The organism is Pseudomonas tolaasii NCPPB 2192 (assembly GCF_002813445.1).
GTDB classification, from domain to species: Bacteria; Pseudomonadota; Gammaproteobacteria; order Pseudomonadales; family Pseudomonadaceae; genus Aquipseudomonas; species Aquipseudomonas tolaasii.
This window is the reverse complement of record NZ_PHHD01000001.1, coordinates 2,420,367-2,436,755: the sequence shown is the minus strand read 5'-3', so window position 1 is coordinate 2,436,755 and position 16,389 is coordinate 2,420,367. Positions and strand designations below refer to the sequence as shown.

Genomic DNA, 16,389 nt, shown 5'->3' with positions numbered 1-16,389 from the left:
TATCCCGGGCCGCCCGCCTGCCCAAATCCGTCACCTGACTAAGCTATAAATCTTCAACCAGCGGTGCGCGGAAACACGTCATGAATGAAGCTTCAACGATTTACGCCTGGGAAGGCATCAACCGCAAAGGCCGCAGGGTGGCTGGGCAAACGGCTGGGCAAAGCCTTGCCCTGATCAAGGCACAATTGCGCCAGCAAGGTATCTGCCCCGGCCGCGTGTACAAGAAAGCCTCGCCCTTGCCAAGGTTCGCCCCACCGATAAAACCTGCCGACATTGCGCTGTTCACCCGCCAGTTGGCGACCTTGTTGCGCGCCGGCATCCCGCTGTTGCAGGCCTTCGACATCATCCGTGAAGGGGTTGACCACCGCCTGCTGCGGGAGCTGATACAAAACCTGAAACAGGAAATCGCCAGCGGCAACAACCTGTCGGCGGCGCTGCGTAAACACCCGCGCCATTTCGATGAGCTTTATTGCAACCTGATCGCCGCCGGTGAACAGGCCGGAGCCCTGGAAACCCTGCTGGAGCGGGTAGCGATTCACCTGGAAAAAAGCCAGCGGCTCAAGGCTCGCATCAAAAAGGCCATGACCTACCCCGCGGCCGTCATCGTGGTGGCTGGCGTGGTCAGCACGGTGCTGCTGATTCATGTGGTGCCGCAGTTCCAGAGCCTGTTTGCCGGGGTCGACAGCAAGCTGCCGGGGTTCACGCTGAGCGTCATTGCCCTGTCCGAATTCCTGCAGCGAGCCTGGTGGATGATTGCACTGGGCCTGGGCGGAGGGTTAGTTGGGGTTCGACAGGCGTTTCAGCACTCCCGGGATTTACGTCTTCGGGTGGACGCCGGTTTGTTGATCGTGCCCCTGGCAGGCACACTGCTGAAAAAATCCGCCGTCGCCCGTTACGCTCGCACCCTCTCGACGACCTTTGCGGCAGGTGTGCCTTTGGTGCAGGCTCTGGATTCCGTGGCGGGCGCGACGGGCAATGGAATGTTCAAACAGGCGATCGAACGTATGCGTCACGATGTATCCACCGGCATGCAGTTGCATCAGTCCATGGCCGCCACGGGCTTGTTTCCCGGCATGGCGATCCAGATGACGGCGATTGGAGAAGAATCCGGCACTCTGGATAGCATGCTGGAGAAGGTTGCCAATCACTACGAGGCCGATGTGGATAACCTGGTCGACAACCTCACCAGCCTGATGGAGCCGCTGATCATGGTGGTATTGGGCGGCATTGTCGGCGCACTGGTTATCGCCATGTACCTGCCGGTTTTTCAGCTGGGTTCGGCATTTTGAGCGGGCTGCTGGTTGAGCGACCGTGGCTGTTTGTCGCAATGGCGCTGGTACTGGGCCTGATCGTCGGCAGCTTTCTCAACGTGCTGGTGTGGCGCCTGCCGAAAATGCTGGAACGCGAGTGGCGGGCTCAGGCCCAGGAAATCCTGGGTTTGCCGGCGGATCCGGAAGGCCCCGTTTACAACCTTGCGCGGCCCAATTCATGTTGCCCGCATTGCAGCCAGCCCATTCGCCCCTGGGAAAACATCCCGCTGCTCAGTTACCTGATGCTCAGGGGGCGTTGTGCTCATTGCCGTGCACCGATCAGCGCCCGCTACCCTTTCACGGAACTGGCCTGCGCACTGATTTCGGCAACCGTCGCGTGGCATTTCGGCTTCGGCTGGGAAGCGGGCGCGGTACTGTTGCTGAGCTGGGGCTTGCTGGCGATGAGCCTGATCGATGTCGACCATCAACTGCTGCCGGACGTGCTGGTGCTGCCATTGTTATGGCTGGGGCTGGTCCTTAACGGTTTCGGTTTGCTGGCAGCGCTGCCTGATGCGCTGTGGGGCGCGGTCATAGGCTATATGAGCCTGTGGTCGGTGTTCTGGGTGTTCAAGATGGTCACCGGGAAGGACGGCATGGGGCATGGCGACTTCAAGTTGCTGGCGCTGCTCGGCGCCTGGGGCGGCTGGCAGATTTTGCCGATGACGCTGCTGATGGCGTCGTTGCTGGGCGTGTGCGCGGGCCTTATCCTGCTGCGCTTGCGCAAGCCGCAGGTATCGGCACCGATGCCATTCGGGCCGTGCCTGGCAATTGCCGGCTGGATTGCATTGCTCTGGGGTGGTCAAATAACCGACTTCTATTTGCAGTCTGTCGGTTTCAGATGACCACTTCTGTTGCAACACCCTGGATCCTTGGCCTTACCGGCGGCATTGGCAGCGGCAAAAGCGCTGCCGCCCAGCATTTTATCGACCTGGGCATCGACCTTGTAGACGCTGACCATGCCGCGCGCTGGGTGGTCGAGCCCGGCCGGCCGGCTTTGGCGCGCATCGCCGAGCATTTCGGGGCAGGCGTGCTGCAGCCTGACGGCCAATTGGACCGTGCGGCGCTGCGCAAGCTGATCTTTGAAGTACCTGAAGAGCGCCGCTGGCTGGAAGCCTTGCTGCACCCGCTGATTGGCGAGGAAATTCGCAGCCACCTGGCGCGCGCCCGTTCGCCTTACGCGATTCTGGTGTCGCCGCTGCTGATCGAGTCCGGCCAATACAGCATGACCCAGCGCATCCTGGTGATCGACGTGCCGCAATCGCTGCAGATTCAGCGTACCCTGCAGCGCGACGGCATCAGCGAGCAACAGGTTCAGGCGATTCTCAAGGCCCAGTCCAGCCGCGAAGACCGCATGAACCATGCCGATGACGTGCTGGTCAACGACAAAGACCTCGCCTGGTTGCACAGCGAGGTCGAGCGACTGCATCACTTTTACCTTACTTTGCGTGGAGGCCGATCATGAGCCAACCCTTGACCGTCGACTGCCCAACCTGCGGTGCACCCGTGGAATGGAAAGCGACCAACCTCAACCGGCCATTCTGCTCGGACCGTTGCAAACTCATCGATTTGGGCGCCTGGGCGGCCGAAGAACACAAGATTCCCGTGGCGCCGGACGCTGAAGACGAACTGTTCTCCGAAGACCTGCCGCCGCGCCACTAAGGTCGCATAAAGGCGTATTCCTGCTGGTCGTCGAGGTTTTCTGCAAGGTATTGCAGCTCGTCGGCCAGGTCTTCAAACGTGCGCACGCCCTTGCTCTGCTGCACCACCGCACTGAGCATGGCGCGCAGAGTCAGGCCAGGGTCAAAACCGATCTCCAGTGCTGAGTCCTGGCTTCTGCGCAACTCCTGCCGTGCCCATTCATACACACTCATGATTCGTGCTCCCGCTCGCTCAAAAAAGTTTCGCGGAGCATGGGCCTGCGACGCTGTCCGGGATTTGATCTGGATCAACGCTGCGAATCGTCATCCTTCCACGGCGCCGAGAGGTAGCGCGTGCGGTTGAAGGTCTCCAGCCATTCCGGGCAAAACACCACCAGTGCGCTGATGAGCATGCCGTTGATAAACGCTTCGGGGAAGATGATCAGCCACAGATAACCGATGAAATCTTCCAGCCACTCGGGCATCGCAAAACGGCCATCGAACCACAACAGGCCAAGCCCGATCAGCACGCACAGCAAGGCCGACAACGCGGCAGCAAAGAAACCGGAACAGAAGATGTACACAAACGGATTGCGTGGTTGCGCTCGCTCCACCAACAGCGCGCACATCTCGGTGACCAGCACCGGCAGCGCAATCAGCAGTAACCCGTTGACGCCGACAGCCGCCAGATCCTGACGCCCGAGCAACACCAGCCCGACCTGCGCAGCGAGCCCGCCGACGATCGCCAGGGGCCAGTCGAGCAACAGGGTGACCGCCGTCATGCCGATGAAATGGTAGGAAACGCCGGTATCGAAATCGCGCCGCACCAGCCACAGCATGAACAGCGCGAACACGGTGCCGAACAGCAAATGCTGGCGCCGCCGGTCGGCAAACAGCTCGACCCAGGGCGAGCGCAGGATTGCCCACACCACCACGGGCACATAAAGCAGCCAGCCGATACCGAGGGTTTCCGGGGCCAATACGGCGGCACTGATCACGGGCGTTGCCCTTTTCTGTTAAACCTCATCTCGCACCTCGTCCATAGGCGGCTGCAGAATGACCAGTCTACACCGGGGTTTTTCAGCAAGACTTCCTGTGGTCATCATTTGAACGCTAAGCTGGCACTATGGATGACTCAGATTATTTGCGCCTGCTCACCGTAGCGGCCGAACAAGCCAACGCGTTTTTGTCCAATGCCCGCAAATGGGAGCGTGAGCGTTGGGTCTGCCAGCGCCTGTTGCAGGGCTTGAATGTGCCCTACCGAGCCGAAGAGTTTCACGCCGCCGGCCAGGAGCCGCCGGATGTGCTGTTTCGGGACGCCAGTTTCGAGGTGTTTTTCGTGCTGGACGAAGGCCGTCGCTTGAACGACGAATGGCGCGATGAGCTGCTGCGTCGGCGCAGCGCGTTTTCCCTGAGCCAGCTGGTACGGCGTGAAGCCAAGCCACGGCGCATTCCGGCGCATGAGTTTTTGCTGCGTCTGGCGCCGACCTTGCGCAAAAAGGCGCATAACTACAAGGAGCGCGGGATCGAGCTGGGTGAACTCGACCTGATCGCCTTTACCAGCCTCAAGCGCGAAGTGCTGGACCTCAACAGCCACTTTCCGCCGCCCACCGAATACCTGCGCCAGGGCTGGCGCTCGCTGTCGTTGGTGGGCCCGACCTTTGCCCGCGTGCTGTTCGCCCACCCGGATGCGCCGGACTTCTTGCGCAACAATCTGGGGCGCAGCATAGTATTCGACGTGGGCATCAGCCTGTGACGCGGGCACAGGCTACGCTTGTGGCGATACCGCCAATCCCCTGACTGTAACGTGGCGCCCTTTTGCAACGTCTACCTGACGAGGCCTTTATGACCAGCCGCCTGAACCCCGATGACCAACAGCATGTCGAAGAGTACCTGCAACTCTCCCAGAACCGGGTCGAGCGCAAGCCTTTCAGGCCGTGGCTGCTCCTCGTTGTGGTGCTGGTGGCAGTGATCGGGCTCGGTCTGCTGAGCCGCCTTTTGAGTTACCTGACGCTATGAGCTGCCTGGCGCTCGCGGGGGTAACTGCTCCGATTTCTTTTAGCCTTGCGAGATATCCCCATGACCCATCGTATTATTATCGTCGGCGGCGGCGCCGGCGGCCTGGAGTTGGCTACCCGCCTGGGTAAGACTCTGGGCAAGCGCGGCACCGCCAACATCACGCTGGTGGACGCCAACCTGACCCACATCTGGAAACCGCTGCTGCATGAAGTGGCTGCCGGCTCGCTGAACTCATCGGAAGACGAACTCAATTATGTCGCCCAGGCCAAATGGAACCACTTCGAGTTTCAGCTGGGGCGCATGAGCGGGCTCGACCGTGAGCAAAAGAAAATCCAGCTGGCCGCCACCCTTGATGAAGAAGGCCGTGAATTGGTGCCTGCACGCGTGCTCGGCTACGACAGCCTGGTGATCGCGGTCGGCAGCACCACCAACGATTTTGGCACCGAAGGCGCGGCACAGCACTGCCTGTTCCTCGACACGCGCAAACAGGCCGAGCGCTTCCATCAGCAATTGCTCAACCATTACCTGCGCGCCCACGCCGGGCAAACGGATGTGGAAGAGAAAATCAGCGTCGCCATCGTCGGCGCCGGTGCTACCGGTGTTGAATTGGCCGCAGAGCTGCACAACGCAGCTCACGAGCTCGCCGCTTACGGGCTGGACCGCATCAAGCCGGAAAACATGCACATCACCCTGATCGAAGCCGGCCCACGGGTGCTGCCTGCCCTGCCGGAGCGCATCGGCGGGCCTGTGCATAAAACCCTGGAGAAGCTCGGCGTGACCGTGCTGACCAACTCGGCAGTGAGTGAAGTGACCGCCGACGCGTTGATCACCAGCAGCGGCCAGGTGATTCCCGCCAGCCTGAAAGTATGGGCCGCCGGCATTCGCGCCCCGGCCTTCCTCAAGGAAATTGATGGCCTGGAAACCAACCGCATCAACCAGCTTCAAGTGTTGCCGACCCTGCAAACCACCCGCGACGAAAACATCTTCGCCTTCGGTGACTGCGCCGCCTGCCCGCAACCGGGCACGGACCGCAATGTACCGCCACGCGCCCAGGCGGCTCACCAGCAAGCGTCGCTGCTGGCCAAATCGCTGAAATTGCGCATTGAAGGCAAAGACCTGCCGACCTACAAGTACACCGACTACGGCTCGCTGATTTCGCTGTCGCGGTTCTCGGCGGTGGGTAACTTGATGGGCAACCTGACCGGCAGCGTGATGCTCGAGGGCTGGCTGGCGCGCATGTTTTATGTGTCGCTGTACCGTATGCACCAGATGGCGCTGTACGGTTTTTTCCGCACGGCGATGCTGATGCTGGGCAGCAAGATCGGGCGTGGCACTGAGCCAAGGCTCAAGCTGCACTGATCGATTGCACAGCGGTAAAAAAATCCCCCGGCCTTGCGGCAGGGGGATTTTTATTGGCCCCGGTAAAACTCGGCCATATGGTCGACGAATGCCCGTACCTTCGGCGCCAGATGCCGGGACTGTGGGTAAAGCGCGTAGTAATGCCGCTCGCCCAATGAGTAGTTAGGCAGGATGTTCACAAGTTGACCCTGCGCCAGATCATTGCGCACCGTGGCCTGGGTGAAACACGCAATGCCTGCCCCGGCTAGAGTAGCCGCGTGCAATGCGCTGATCGTGTTCGTCCTGAACTGGCCTGATGGCGTGACCTTTACTGTTCCACCCCGCACGGCGGTCAATTCCCAGTCCGAAGAGGCGCCCACAAAGGTCAGCAAACGATGCTTGTCGAGTTCCTGTGCAGAGCGAGGCAGACCATGGCGGCCGATGTAACCCGGCGAGGCCACCAAGACCTGCCTGGAAACCGTCAGCGTGCGCGCCACCAACGTGGTATCCGCCATCTCCCCGGCGATGCGTATCGCCACATCAAACCCGTCGGCTACCAGGTCCACAAACTGATCATCGCAACACAATTCAAGCTCGATATCCGGATAGCGCCGCTGGAAGTCAGGTAACCAGCGCGGCAAATCCAGAGTCCCCACCACCAATGGCACACTGACCTTGAGCAAGCCTTCAGCGCGCTGATGGCCCTGAGCCATGAGCTGAGAGGCGGCATCGATACGGTCGAGGATTTCCACGCACGCCGCGTAGTACTGCTCCCCCATCGCTGTCAGGCTGAACCGCCGCGTATTGCGATTGATGAGTTGGGCGCCCAGCTCAGTTTCCAGCTGCTGCAATTGCCGGGAAATCGTCGAATGCGTGGTGTTCAGGCGTTCTGCAGCGGCAGAAAACCCCTTGGCTTCGACGATGCACCGGAAGGCGCGCATGGCAGACAATTGATTCATGACGCAGGCTATCCCGGCGAGTCAGAGCATTATTTAACCGGCAAGGCAACGATTTGCGATGTGGTCAGCACCGAGCCGAAGGTATCTTCGATTTCAGCCAGCGCCGAATTGTGCAGTTCATCCTTGCTCACCGAGCGGCCATCAGCGCGGGTGATCGCCCGGGTGGCGGTGGCGTCGGATGCTACCACAACGTCATAGCCCAACGGCGCTGCGTCCCGGGCGGCGCCGGCCACACAGGCGTGAGTCATCAGGCCCGTGATGATCAAGGTCTTGACGCCCGCTTTCTTCAATTGCGCGTCCAGATCGGTGCTGGCAAATACGCTGACGGTGGTTTTCTGCACTCGCTTGTCTTGCGGGCGCGGCCTCATCAGCGGGTGGAAGTCCACAGTCTTGCCGTCTTTGGCAAACACGGCCGCGCCGTCCGGGGCGATGTGTTGAACGTGAATGACCTGGATATGTTGCGCGTCGGCAAACTCGATCAGGCGGCGGGTATTTTCCAGGGCTTTCAAGCCGTCCGGGATCGGCATGCGACCGGTGAAATATTCATTCTGGAAATCGATCACCAGCACGGCAGTGGTTTGCGGCTCAAGCCGATCAACGGGTTTGACGCCGGACATGGCACGAATGGTCAGGTGCTGGCTCGCAGCGGTTTCAGTGGCGAGGGCAAACTGGCCAACCCCCATCATCATGCCAAGGCCGATGAGAGTGGACTTGAGCAGTGCAGGCAACGAACGAGCGGGTTGAATGGCAATGGCGTAGGACATGATGCGGATACCTGTGTGGGTGATTGACCGAGGCCCAGTCTAGGAGCTCAAAAGCCCCGCACCAACGCACCAATCCGCACAATATCTGTTTGGACATTGCACAAATCAACTCAAAAAAAACGCAAAAAAAATCCCCGTATCTTTCGATACGAGGATTTTTAATATGGTCGGGGTAAGGGGATTCGAACTCCTGACATCCTGCTCCCAAAGCAGGCGCGCTACCGGACTGCGCTATACCCCGGTAAAAAAAAGGCGACCTTTCAGTCGCCTTCTTCGATCAGCGCTTTTGGCCTCTGATCTTAAGATTCGATTCCAGCGTTAACTGGTTTCAAAAATGGTGGGTCGTGTGGGATTCGAACCTACGACCAATTGGTTAAAAGCCAACTGCTCTACCAACTGAGCTAACGACCCAAATATGGTCGGGGTAGGGGGATTCGAACTCCCGACATCCTGCTCCCAAAGCAGGCGCGCTACCGGACTGCGCTATACCCCGATTTTGAAATTGGCTCCGTGACCAGGACTCGAACCTGGGACCCAATGATTAACAGTCATTTGCTCTACCGACTGAGCTATCACGGAACTACATATTTCAAATTTACAACGTTTACTGCGATGTAACCTTCTCTTCGACTTGCCCGTATCGCTACGTTCATGTGTCTGAGGCGCGCTATTCTACAATCTTAAAAACCCCTGTCAACCCTTTAAATTGCTTTTAAGACAATGATTTGCGCTTGTTTCTGATTTCTTCTTGGGGAGAAGAAACCCGTGGGCTGACGTTGCTGCGGGGCGCACTTTACAAGCCTTTGCCTTACAGTTCAACGCCCTATCGAAAAAAAAGGCCCCGCAATGCGGGGCCTCTTCTTATCGCCATAACAGGCCGGGCTTAATGGAAGACGATTTCATCGTTTTCCACCGCGGCCTTGACGCTGGTGCCTGGCATAAAGCTGCCCGACAGGATCAATTGCGCCAGCGGGTTTTCGATCCAGCGCTGGATCGCACGCTTCAGTGGCCGTGCGCCATACACCGGGTCGTAGCCAACCGCGATCAGCTTGTCCAACGCCTCGTTGCTGAGTTCCAGGTCCAGCTCGCGTTCGGCCAGACGACCCCGCAGGCGACCCAACTGGATCTCGGTAATGCCCGCAATCTGATCCCGCGCCAACGGCTCGAAGATCACCACCTCATCGACCCGGTTGATAAATTCCGGGCGGAAGTGAGTGGTCAGCGCATCCATCACCGCAGCGCGCTGGGCCTCGCGATCACCCACCAGCTCCTGGATCTGTGCCGAGCCGAGGTTGGAGGTCATCACGATCACCGTATTGCGGAAGTCCACCGTACGGCCGTGGCTGTCGGTCAAACGTCCGTCTTCGAGCACTTGCAACAGGATGTTGAATACATCCGGGTGCGCTTTCTCGACCTCGTCCAACAGGATCACCGAGTAAGGCTTGCGCCGCACGGCTTCGGTCAGATAACCGCCCTCTTCATAGCCCACATAGCCTGGTGGCGCACCGATCAAGCGAGCCACCGAGTGTTTCTCCATGAATTCGGACATATCGATCCGCACCATGGCCTCTTCAGTATCGAAGAGGAACTCGGCCAGCGCTTTGCACAGTTCGGTTTTACCCACGCCGGTCGGGCCCAGGAACATGAACGAACCGCTCGGACGGTTCGGGTCGGACAACCCGGCCCGCGAACGCCGCACCGCGTTGGACACCGCCACCACAGCCTCTTCCTGGCCAATCACACGCTGGTGCAACAGGCTTTCCATCTTCAGCAACTTGTCGCGCTCGCCTTCGAGCATTTTCGACACTGGGATGCCGGTCCACTTCGAGACGACTTCGGCAATTTCTTCCTCGGTCACTTTGCTGCGCAGCAATTGGTTCTCGCTGTGGCCATGCTGGTCGACCATCTGCAGGCTGCGCTCCAGGTCCGGGATCACCCCGTACTGCAACTCGGCCATGCGGTTCAGGTCGCCCTTACGACGCGCGGCTTCCAGCTCCTGGCGGGACTGCTCGATCTTTTGCTGGATCTGCGCAGAACCCTGCACTTCGGCTTTTTCCGAGGTCCAGATTTCTTCCAGGTCTGAATACTCGCGCTCCAGACGCACGATTTCTTCCTGGAGTTTTTCCAGGCGCTTTTTCGCCGCGTCGTCTTCCTCTTTCTTCAACGCCTGGGATTCAACTTTCAGCTGAATCAGGCGCCGGTCCAGACGGTCGAGCACTTCCGGCTTGGAATCGATCTCCATGCGAATACGGCTGGCCGCTTCGTCGATCAGGTCAATGGCCTTGTCGGGCAACTGACGGTCAGTGATGTAGCGATGGCTCAGTTTGGCCGCCGCGATGATCGCACCGTCAGTGATCGCGACCTTGTGGTGAACCTCATAACGTTCTTTCAGGCCACGCAGGATCGCGATGGTGTCTTCTTCGCTCGGCTCTTCCACCAGTACTTTCTGGAAGCGGCGCTCAAGGGCCGCGTCCTTTTCAATGTACTGGCGGTACTCGTTGAGTGTGGTCGCGCCGACGCAATGCAACTCACCCCGCGCCAGGGCAGGCTTGAGCATGTTGCCGGCGTCCATGGAGCCCTCGCCTTTACCCGCACCGACCATGGTGTGCAGTTCGTCGATAAACAGAATGATCTGCCCTTCCTGCTTCGACAGCTCGTTGAGCAGGGATTTCAGACGCTCTTCGAACTCGCCACGGAACTTGGCACCGGCGATCAGCGACCCCATGTCCAAAGACAGCAGGCGCTTGCCCTTCAGGCCGTCCGGCACTTCGCCATTAATGATGCGCTGGGCCAGACCTTCGGCGATCGCGGTTTTCCCCACGCCAGGCTCGCCGATCAGCACCGGGTTGTTCTTGGTGCGGCGTTGCAACACCTGGATGGTGCGACGGATTTCATCGTCACGGCCGATCACCGGGTCCAGCTTGCCTTCTTCGGCGCGCTTGGTCAGGTCGACGGTGTACTTGTCCAGCGCCTGGCGCGACTCCTCGTGGTTGGGGTCGTTCACCGCGTCGCCGCCACGCAGGTTGTTGATGGCATTTTCCAGGGCTTTCTTGCTCACGCCCTGGCCGAGCAGCAACTTGCCGAGCTTGCTGTTCTCGTCCATCGCGGCGAGCAGCACCAGTTCGCTGGAGATGAACTGGTCACCTTTTTGCTGGGCCAGACGGTCTGCCTGATTGAGCAGACGCGCCAAGTCCTGCGACATGTTCACGTCGCCGGTAGGGTTCTGGATTTTCGGCAGTTGGTCGAGCTCTTTGCTCAACTCCTTGCGCAGGCTGTTGACGTCGAAGCCCACCTGCATCAGCAAGGGCTTGATAGAACCACCTTGCTGCTCCAGGAGCGCCTGCATCAAGTGCGCAGGCTCAATGGCCGGATGGTCGAGGCCCACCGCCAGGGATTGGGAATCCGATAAAGCCAACTGCAATTTGCTGGTTAAACGATCAATACGCATTAGTCACCTTCCTTTTGAGCAGGCCGGAGCTAGAAATACACATCCTGAATGAAGAAACCTGCCAGATACCCCTATAGATGGGGTGGATTCTGGAAGATTCAAGCTGTGGATAGTTGACGCAGATCAGAGAAGTCTAGCGTTCCAGCCAGATAAGGGAGGCAAACCGACCGGTGCGCGGGCTGCGGCGGTAGGAAAAGAAACGAGGGTCGGTCACCGTACAGAAACCGCCACCATAAACAGCGGTGACGCCGCATGCGGCGAGGCGCAGGCGAGCGAGCTTATAGATGTCGGCCATGAACTTGCCGGGGTTGCGGCTGGGTACGAAGGCTTCAGCGGTGATCGGCAATTGCTGCATGAAGGCTTCACGCACTTCCGGGCCGACCTCAAAAGCCTGCGGGCCGATGGCCGGGCCCAGCCACACCAATACATCGGCAGGCTCGGTTTGCAGGCTTTCAAAGGCAGCTTCCAGCACACCTGCCGCAAGACCGCGCCAACCGGCATGGGCAGCCGCGACCCGAGTGCCCGCACGGTTGCAGAACAACGCGGGCAGGCAATCGGCAGTCATCGAAGTACAAGCGATGCCAGGCGTGCTGGTCCAACTGCCATCCGCCTCGACGGTGTGCGCCGGGTCGGCCTCGACCACATTCACGCCGTGAACCTGGCGCAACCAGGCGGGCTGGATGGCAAAGGCGTCATTAAGACGGCGACGGTTTTCGAGTACGGCCGCAAGGTCATCCTCGACATGATCGCCGAGATTGAAGCTGTCGAACGGCGCCAGACTGACGCCGCCCGCCCGGGTGGTGACACAGGCCTTCACCTGAGCCGGCGCGGGCCAGTCAGGAATCAGCCAGTCATTCATCCGATAAACGCCTCACGGTCCTGCTTGAGCAGCGACAACAACCAGACCAGATCGTCCGGCAGAGGCGACTCCCAGCTCATCCGCTTACCGCTCGTCGGATGGTCCAGCTCCAGGAAGCGTGCGTGCAATGCCTGGCGCGGGAAGCTTTTCAACGATTCAACCATTGTCTGGCTTGCGGCAGGCGGAATACGGAAACGACCGCCATAGGCCGGATCCCCGACCAACGGAAAGTTGATGTGCGCCATGTGCACGCGAATCTGGTGGGTACGCCCGGTTTCCAGCTTGACCCGCACATGGGTGTGGGAACGGAAACGCTCCAGTACACGGTAGTGGCTGACGGCCTGCTTGCCGCCTTCCATCACCGCCATACGCTGGCGCTGCTGGCCGTGACGGCCAATCGGGGCGTTGATCTTGCCCCCCGCCACCACGACGCCGATCACGATGCACTCGTAGATCCGGCTGACGCTGCGGCTCTGCAATTGTGTGACCAGCTGCGTCTGGGCCTGGATGGTCTTGGCGACCACCATCAGACCGGTGGTGTCCTTGTCCAGGCGGTGCACGATGCCGCAGCGCGGCACATTGATGATGTCCGGCACGTGGTGCAGCAGGGCATTGAGCAAGGTGCCATCAGCGTGCCCGGCTGCCGGGTGAACCACCAGGCCTGCGGGTTTGTTGATGACCAGGATGTCGTCGTCTTCGTAGACGATATCCAGCTCGATGTCCTGGGCGACCCACTCTCCCTGGGCTTCCTGCTCGGCAGTCAGCTCAAGAATCGCACCGCCATGGACTATGTCTCGCGGGCGGATAACCGCTCCATCCACAGTCAGGCGGCCGTCTTTGATCCAGGCGGAAAGGCGCGAGCGCGAGTGCTCAGCGAATAATTGTGCGGCGACTTGATCGAGGCGTTGGCCGCCCAATTCGGACGGCACCTCTGCGCGAAGTTCAATTTTATCGGACATGCTCAGACTAGGCGTGGCACAGCCTTTGGTTTCGGCTGCGCGCTTGTGGTTAAATACGGCGTCTTTTGCCCCGAGGCTTTCAACGGGGCGCTCATCATAACAGGACGGCCCCGCCCAAGACAGCGGCCGTCATAGGGACGCAAGCCGCCATGCAAGTGAAACACCTGCTGCTGATCGCCATCCTCGCCATGACTGCTGCTTGCTCGTCAACAAAGGAAGTCGTCGACGAAAACCTGAGCGAAGTCGAGTTGTATCAACTGGCTCAGAAAGACTTGGACAATAATAGCTACACCAGCGCCACAGCGAAGCTGAAGGCCCTGGAGTCTCGCTATCCGTTCGGGCGCTACGCCGACCAGGCCCAGCTTGAGTTGATCTACGCCAACTACAAGAACGCCGAGCCGGAAGCCGCCAAGTCCGCCGCCGAGCGTTTTATCCGCCTGCACCCGCAGCACCCGAACGTTGACTACGCCTACTACATGAAAGGCCTGACTTCGTTCGACCAGGACGTTGGCCTGCTGGCGCGCTTCCTGCCGCTGGACATGACCAAGCGTGACCCGGGTGCCGCCCGCGACTCCTACAACGAGTTCGCCCAGCTCACCAGCCGCTACCCGAACAGCCGCTACGCGCCGGACGCCAAGCAGCGCATGATCTACCTGCGCAACCTGCTGGCGTCCTACGAAATTCACGTAGCCGACTACTACCTGACCCGTCAGGCCTACGTAGCCGCCGCCAACCGTGGCCGTTACGTGGTGGAGAACTTCCAGGAAACCCCTTCCGTAGGTGACGGTCTGGCGGTGATGACCGAGGCTTACCAGGGGCTGCACCTGGATGCATTGGCCGCCACCAGCCTGGAAACCCTGAAGCTTAACTACCCGGACTCCCCGAACCTGAAAGACGGCCAGCTCGTGCCTCGGGTTGCCGAAGCCGACAACCGTTCGTGGCTCAGCAAATACACCCTGGGCCTGATCAGCTCCCGCCCACCGCTGCCGCCGGGAGAAACCCGCGCCAACCAGGACGTGATGAAACAGTTCCAGGACGCCAAGGAAGCCATTCCTTCGGAGCTCAAGCCGCACGATGCCAACGGCGACGTCATCGAAGAAGAAGCCCCACAAGCGCTCGGCAACAATCAAGACCGCTCGTGGTTCAGCTACATGACCTTCGGCGTCTTCGACTGACCGCTCGACGCAATATAAAAAGGGAGCCCTCAGGGCTCCCTTTTTTGTGGGCCAGCATTATTACTCTGTGCGCCTGCCACGTCCTTGGCTAAACTGGCGCATTCCCTGTCGAGAAACTGCCCATCATGGTTCGTCTACTGTTCTGGATTGCCGTTATTGCTGCCGCGGTATGGTTCTGGCGCAAGTTCAAAAGCCCGGCCGCTAAACAGCAGCGCTCGGGCGAACCCGAAACAACCTTGATGGTGCGCTGTGCCCACTGTGGCGTGCACCTGCCACAGAATCGCGCATTGAGCTCGGGGCAGGAGTGGTATTGCACCCAGGCGCATCTGGAACAGGGGCCGAAGTCTATCCAGCGTTGAGCCGCCCCTGGGGTGCATAAGGCGCCGGATCGATAATCGGCGCTTGCCCCAGCAACAAATCGGCAAACAACTGGCAGGAGGCCGGCGCCAGCACCAGGCCGTTGCGATAGTGCCCGCAGTTGAGCCACAGCCCCTTGAAGCCTGGAACTTCGCCGATATAGGGAACCCCTTCGGGCGAACCAGGCCGCAAGCCGGCCCAGTGCCCCACCACCTCGGCATTTGCCAACTCTGGAATCAGTTCCACCGCTGATGCCTTGAGGCTTTCCAGGGCCGATTCGGTCGGCGTCTTGTCGAAGCCTTCATGCTCCAGCGTACTGCCAATCAGAATGTGGCCGTCACGCCGCGGGATCGCATAACGCCCCTTGGCCAGGACCATGCTCGACAGAAAATCCGATGCGCATTTGTACAGGATCATCTGCCCCTTGACCGGCTCCACCGGCAGCGCCAGCCCCAGCTTGCCGAGCAACTCACCACTCCAGGCACCTGCCGCCAGCACGACCTGATCGCCAAGGACCTGACCCGCGGGCGTATCCACGCCCACCACGTTGTCGCCATCCAGAACAAAGCCACTGACCTCACACTGCTCGTGGATGGTTACGCCGGGCAGCGCCAATAGAGCGGCTTTCAACGATTTGACCAGCCGCGGGTTGCGCACATTGGCCACGCCCGCCATGTAGATCGCCCGGGAATAGCCGCCTCCCAACACAGGCACCGCATCATGGGCAGCGGATACGTCCACCGCGCTCAATGGCCGCCCCTCGCGTGCCGCCCAGGCAAGCGCTTCGGCTTCGTCGTCCAGGTCGAGCCAGTACAGGCCTGTTGTGTGCACCTCCGGATCGACGCCGGTGGCCGCAAACAATCGCTCAGCCAGCTGTGGATAAAAGTCCTGGGACCAATGGGCCAACGCAGTGACCGCCGGGCTATAGCGCCACGGGTAAAGCGGCGAAACGATGCCGCCGCCGGCCCATGAAGACTCCTGCCCAAGCCCGGAACGCTCCAGCAGCACGACCGCCTGCCCTTGGGTGGCCAGGTTGAACGCGGTCAACAACCCTATGACCCCGCCGCCGACAATCACTACTCGCTGTTGCTTAGCCATCACTTTTTCCAGCCGATAAAAAGGGAGAAGCGCACCCGGCGCCCATTCATCCAGCACGCTCATCATTGCCCCCAGCATGCCCGGCGCGACATTTCGGGTGCCGCGCCCGGGTTACTGCGCTCGCCGTTGCTGGCCAGGCTGAATTCGCCGCAAGGGTCATCCGCCATCATGGAGCCGAGAACCGGCGTCGCTGACAGGCTGAATGCCTGAGGTTGCAATGCAGCGCTGATTCTATAGCGATCATTGCCCTCGCTGATGCCGCTGGCATCAATAAAAGTGCCGTTGCGCGTATAAAAAAGCTCGAGGGACCGGGCTTGATCCATCAGCAGCGCAGCGATTTCTGCGCGATAAGCCTTTTTTACGTGTCGGGTGTAACCGGGATAAGCGATCCCGGCCAGTAATGCGACGATCAACACAGCCCCCAATAACTCGATCAGGGTAAAACCTTGGCAATCCTTGCCCATGA

The 16,389-nt window shown here is 60.0% G+C and carries 18 protein-coding genes and 4 tRNA genes; 9 read left to right on the top strand and 13 right to left on the bottom strand.

What is annotated here, in order from left to right; genetic code table 11:
* Positions 1 to 80: 80 nt before the first annotated feature.
* The 4 genes from ATI14_RS11280 to yacG are packed head-to-tail and all read left to right on the top strand — an operon-like array spanning position 81 to position 2,969.
* Complete coding sequence (locus ATI14_RS11280) at positions 81 to 1,289, top strand: type II secretion system F family protein (protein ID WP_016971619.1); 1,209 nt, start codon at positions 81 to 83, stop codon at positions 1,287 to 1,289.
* Positions 1,286 to 2,152, top strand: a complete 867-nt coding sequence (locus ATI14_RS11275; RefSeq protein WP_017253637.1) for a prepilin peptidase — start codon at positions 1,286 to 1,288, stop codon at positions 2,150 to 2,152. Before ATI14_RS11280 ends, ATI14_RS11275 begins: the two co-directional genes overlap by 4 nt.
* Complete coding sequence (gene coaE, locus ATI14_RS11270; protein ID WP_080520061.1) at positions 2,149 to 2,772, top strand: dephospho-CoA kinase; 624 nt, start codon at positions 2,149 to 2,151, stop codon at positions 2,770 to 2,772. Before ATI14_RS11275 ends, coaE begins: the two co-directional genes overlap by 4 nt.
* Positions 2,769 to 2,969 (top strand): DNA gyrase inhibitor YacG, encoded by a 201-nt coding sequence (gene yacG, locus ATI14_RS11265; protein WP_003188437.1) that lies wholly within the window; start codon positions 2,769 to 2,771, stop codon positions 2,967 to 2,969. Before coaE ends, yacG begins: the two co-directional genes overlap by 4 nt.
* Here yacG and ATI14_RS11260 read toward each other — a convergent pair.
* Together ATI14_RS11260 and ATI14_RS11255 are read right to left on the bottom strand one after the other, a co-directional pair.
* Positions 2,966 to 3,181 carry a hypothetical protein gene (locus ATI14_RS11260; RefSeq protein WP_016971622.1) on the bottom strand — a complete coding sequence of 72 codons (216 nt, stop codon included), beginning with the start codon at positions 3,179 to 3,181 and terminating at the stop codon, positions 2,966 to 2,968. The genes yacG and ATI14_RS11260 overlap by 4 nt on opposite strands.
* A gap of 74 nt (positions 3,182 to 3,255) precedes the next feature.
* On the bottom strand, positions 3,256 to 3,945 hold the full coding sequence (locus ATI14_RS11255) for an energy-coupling factor ABC transporter permease (protein ID WP_016971623.1): 690 nt from the start codon (positions 3,943 to 3,945) through the stop codon (positions 3,256 to 3,258).
* Between the two features lie 128 nt (positions 3,946 to 4,073).
* Between ATI14_RS11255 and ATI14_RS11250 the strand changes: the two genes are divergently transcribed.
* The 3 genes from ATI14_RS11250 (at position 4,074) to ATI14_RS11240 (ending at position 6,325) form a co-directional block, all read left to right on the top strand.
* On the top strand, positions 4,074 to 4,703 hold the full coding sequence (locus ATI14_RS11250; RefSeq protein ID WP_016971624.1) for a DUF1780 domain-containing protein: 630 nt from the start codon (positions 4,074 to 4,076) through the stop codon (positions 4,701 to 4,703).
* A gap of 89 nt (positions 4,704 to 4,792) precedes the next feature.
* Positions 4,793 to 4,966, top strand: a complete 174-nt coding sequence (locus ATI14_RS11245) for a DUF3094 family protein (protein WP_016971625.1) — start codon at positions 4,793 to 4,795, stop codon at positions 4,964 to 4,966.
* Between the two features lie 60 nt (positions 4,967 to 5,026).
* Entirely contained in the window at positions 5,027 to 6,325 is a 1,299-nt protein-coding gene (locus tag ATI14_RS11240; RefSeq protein WP_016971626.1) for an NAD(P)/FAD-dependent oxidoreductase, read from the top strand.
* 50 nt (positions 6,326 to 6,375) lie between these two features.
* On the opposite strand, the gene ATI14_RS11235 is transcribed toward ATI14_RS11240, so the two are convergent.
* The 9 genes from ATI14_RS11235 to rluD all read right to left on the bottom strand — a co-directional run bounded on the left by ATI14_RS11235 (position 6,376) and on the right by rluD (position 13,293).
* Complete coding sequence (locus ATI14_RS11235) at positions 6,376 to 7,263, bottom strand: LysR family transcriptional regulator (protein WP_165448257.1); 888 nt, start codon at positions 7,261 to 7,263, stop codon at positions 6,376 to 6,378.
* Between the two features lie 29 nt (positions 7,264 to 7,292).
* Positions 7,293 to 8,027 carry a cysteine hydrolase family protein gene (locus ATI14_RS11230; protein WP_016971628.1) on the bottom strand — a complete coding sequence of 245 codons (735 nt, stop codon included), beginning with the start codon at positions 8,025 to 8,027 and terminating at the stop codon, positions 7,293 to 7,295.
* A 164-nt stretch (positions 8,028 to 8,191) separates the two neighbouring features.
* Positions 8,192 to 8,268 (bottom strand) — tRNA-Pro (locus tag ATI14_RS11225).
* Between the two features lie 94 nt (positions 8,269 to 8,362).
* Positions 8,363 to 8,438, bottom strand: a tRNA-Lys gene (locus ATI14_RS11220).
* Between the two features lie 5 nt (positions 8,439 to 8,443).
* A tRNA-Pro gene (locus ATI14_RS11215) sits at positions 8,444 to 8,520 on the bottom strand.
* A 10-nt stretch (positions 8,521 to 8,530) separates the two neighbouring features.
* Positions 8,531 to 8,606, bottom strand: a tRNA-Asn gene (locus ATI14_RS11210).
* A 304-nt stretch (positions 8,607 to 8,910) separates the two neighbouring features.
* Positions 8,911 to 11,475: an ATP-dependent chaperone ClpB gene (clpB, locus tag ATI14_RS11205; RefSeq protein WP_016971177.1), complete on the bottom strand. Its 2,565-nt coding sequence runs from the start codon at positions 11,473 to 11,475 to the stop codon at positions 8,911 to 8,913.
* Between the two features lie 133 nt (positions 11,476 to 11,608).
* Positions 11,609 to 12,334 carry a peptidoglycan editing factor PgeF gene (pgeF, locus tag ATI14_RS11200; protein WP_016971178.1) on the bottom strand — a complete coding sequence of 242 codons (726 nt, stop codon included), beginning with the start codon at positions 12,332 to 12,334 and terminating at the stop codon, positions 11,609 to 11,611.
* Positions 12,331 to 13,293, bottom strand: coding sequence for a 23S rRNA pseudouridine(1911/1915/1917) synthase RluD (rluD, locus tag ATI14_RS11195; RefSeq protein ID WP_005784662.1), 963 nt, complete (start codon positions 13,291 to 13,293; stop codon positions 12,331 to 12,333). Before rluD ends, pgeF begins: the two co-directional genes overlap by 4 nt.
* A gap of 149 nt (positions 13,294 to 13,442) precedes the next feature.
* On the opposite strand from rluD, the gene ATI14_RS11190 reads away from it, so the two are divergent.
* Both ATI14_RS11190 and ATI14_RS11185 read left to right on the top strand, forming a co-directional pair.
* On the top strand, positions 13,443 to 14,468 hold the full coding sequence (locus tag ATI14_RS11190) for an outer membrane protein assembly factor BamD (protein WP_016971179.1): 1,026 nt from the start codon (positions 13,443 to 13,445) through the stop codon (positions 14,466 to 14,468).
* A 125-nt stretch (positions 14,469 to 14,593) separates the two neighbouring features.
* The gene (locus ATI14_RS11185) at positions 14,594 to 14,827 is read left to right on the top strand and encodes a PP0621 family protein (RefSeq protein ID WP_016971180.1); all 234 of its coding nucleotides are present in this window, start codon (positions 14,594 to 14,596) and stop codon (positions 14,825 to 14,827) included.
* On the opposite strand, the gene thiO is transcribed toward ATI14_RS11185, so the two are convergent.
* Both thiO and ATI14_RS11175 read right to left on the bottom strand, forming a co-directional pair.
* A complete protein-coding gene (gene thiO, locus ATI14_RS11180) occupies positions 14,814 to 15,923 on the bottom strand; it encodes a glycine oxidase ThiO (protein WP_080520771.1) in 1,110 nt (369 codons plus the stop codon). The genes ATI14_RS11185 and thiO overlap by 14 nt on opposite strands.
* A 62-nt stretch (positions 15,924 to 15,985) precedes the next feature.
* The gene (locus ATI14_RS11175; protein ID WP_016971181.1) at positions 15,986 to 16,387 is read right to left on the bottom strand and encodes a type IV pilin protein; all 402 of its coding nucleotides are present in this window, start codon (positions 16,385 to 16,387) and stop codon (positions 15,986 to 15,988) included.
* Between the last annotated feature and the right edge of the window lie 2 nt (positions 16,388 to 16,389).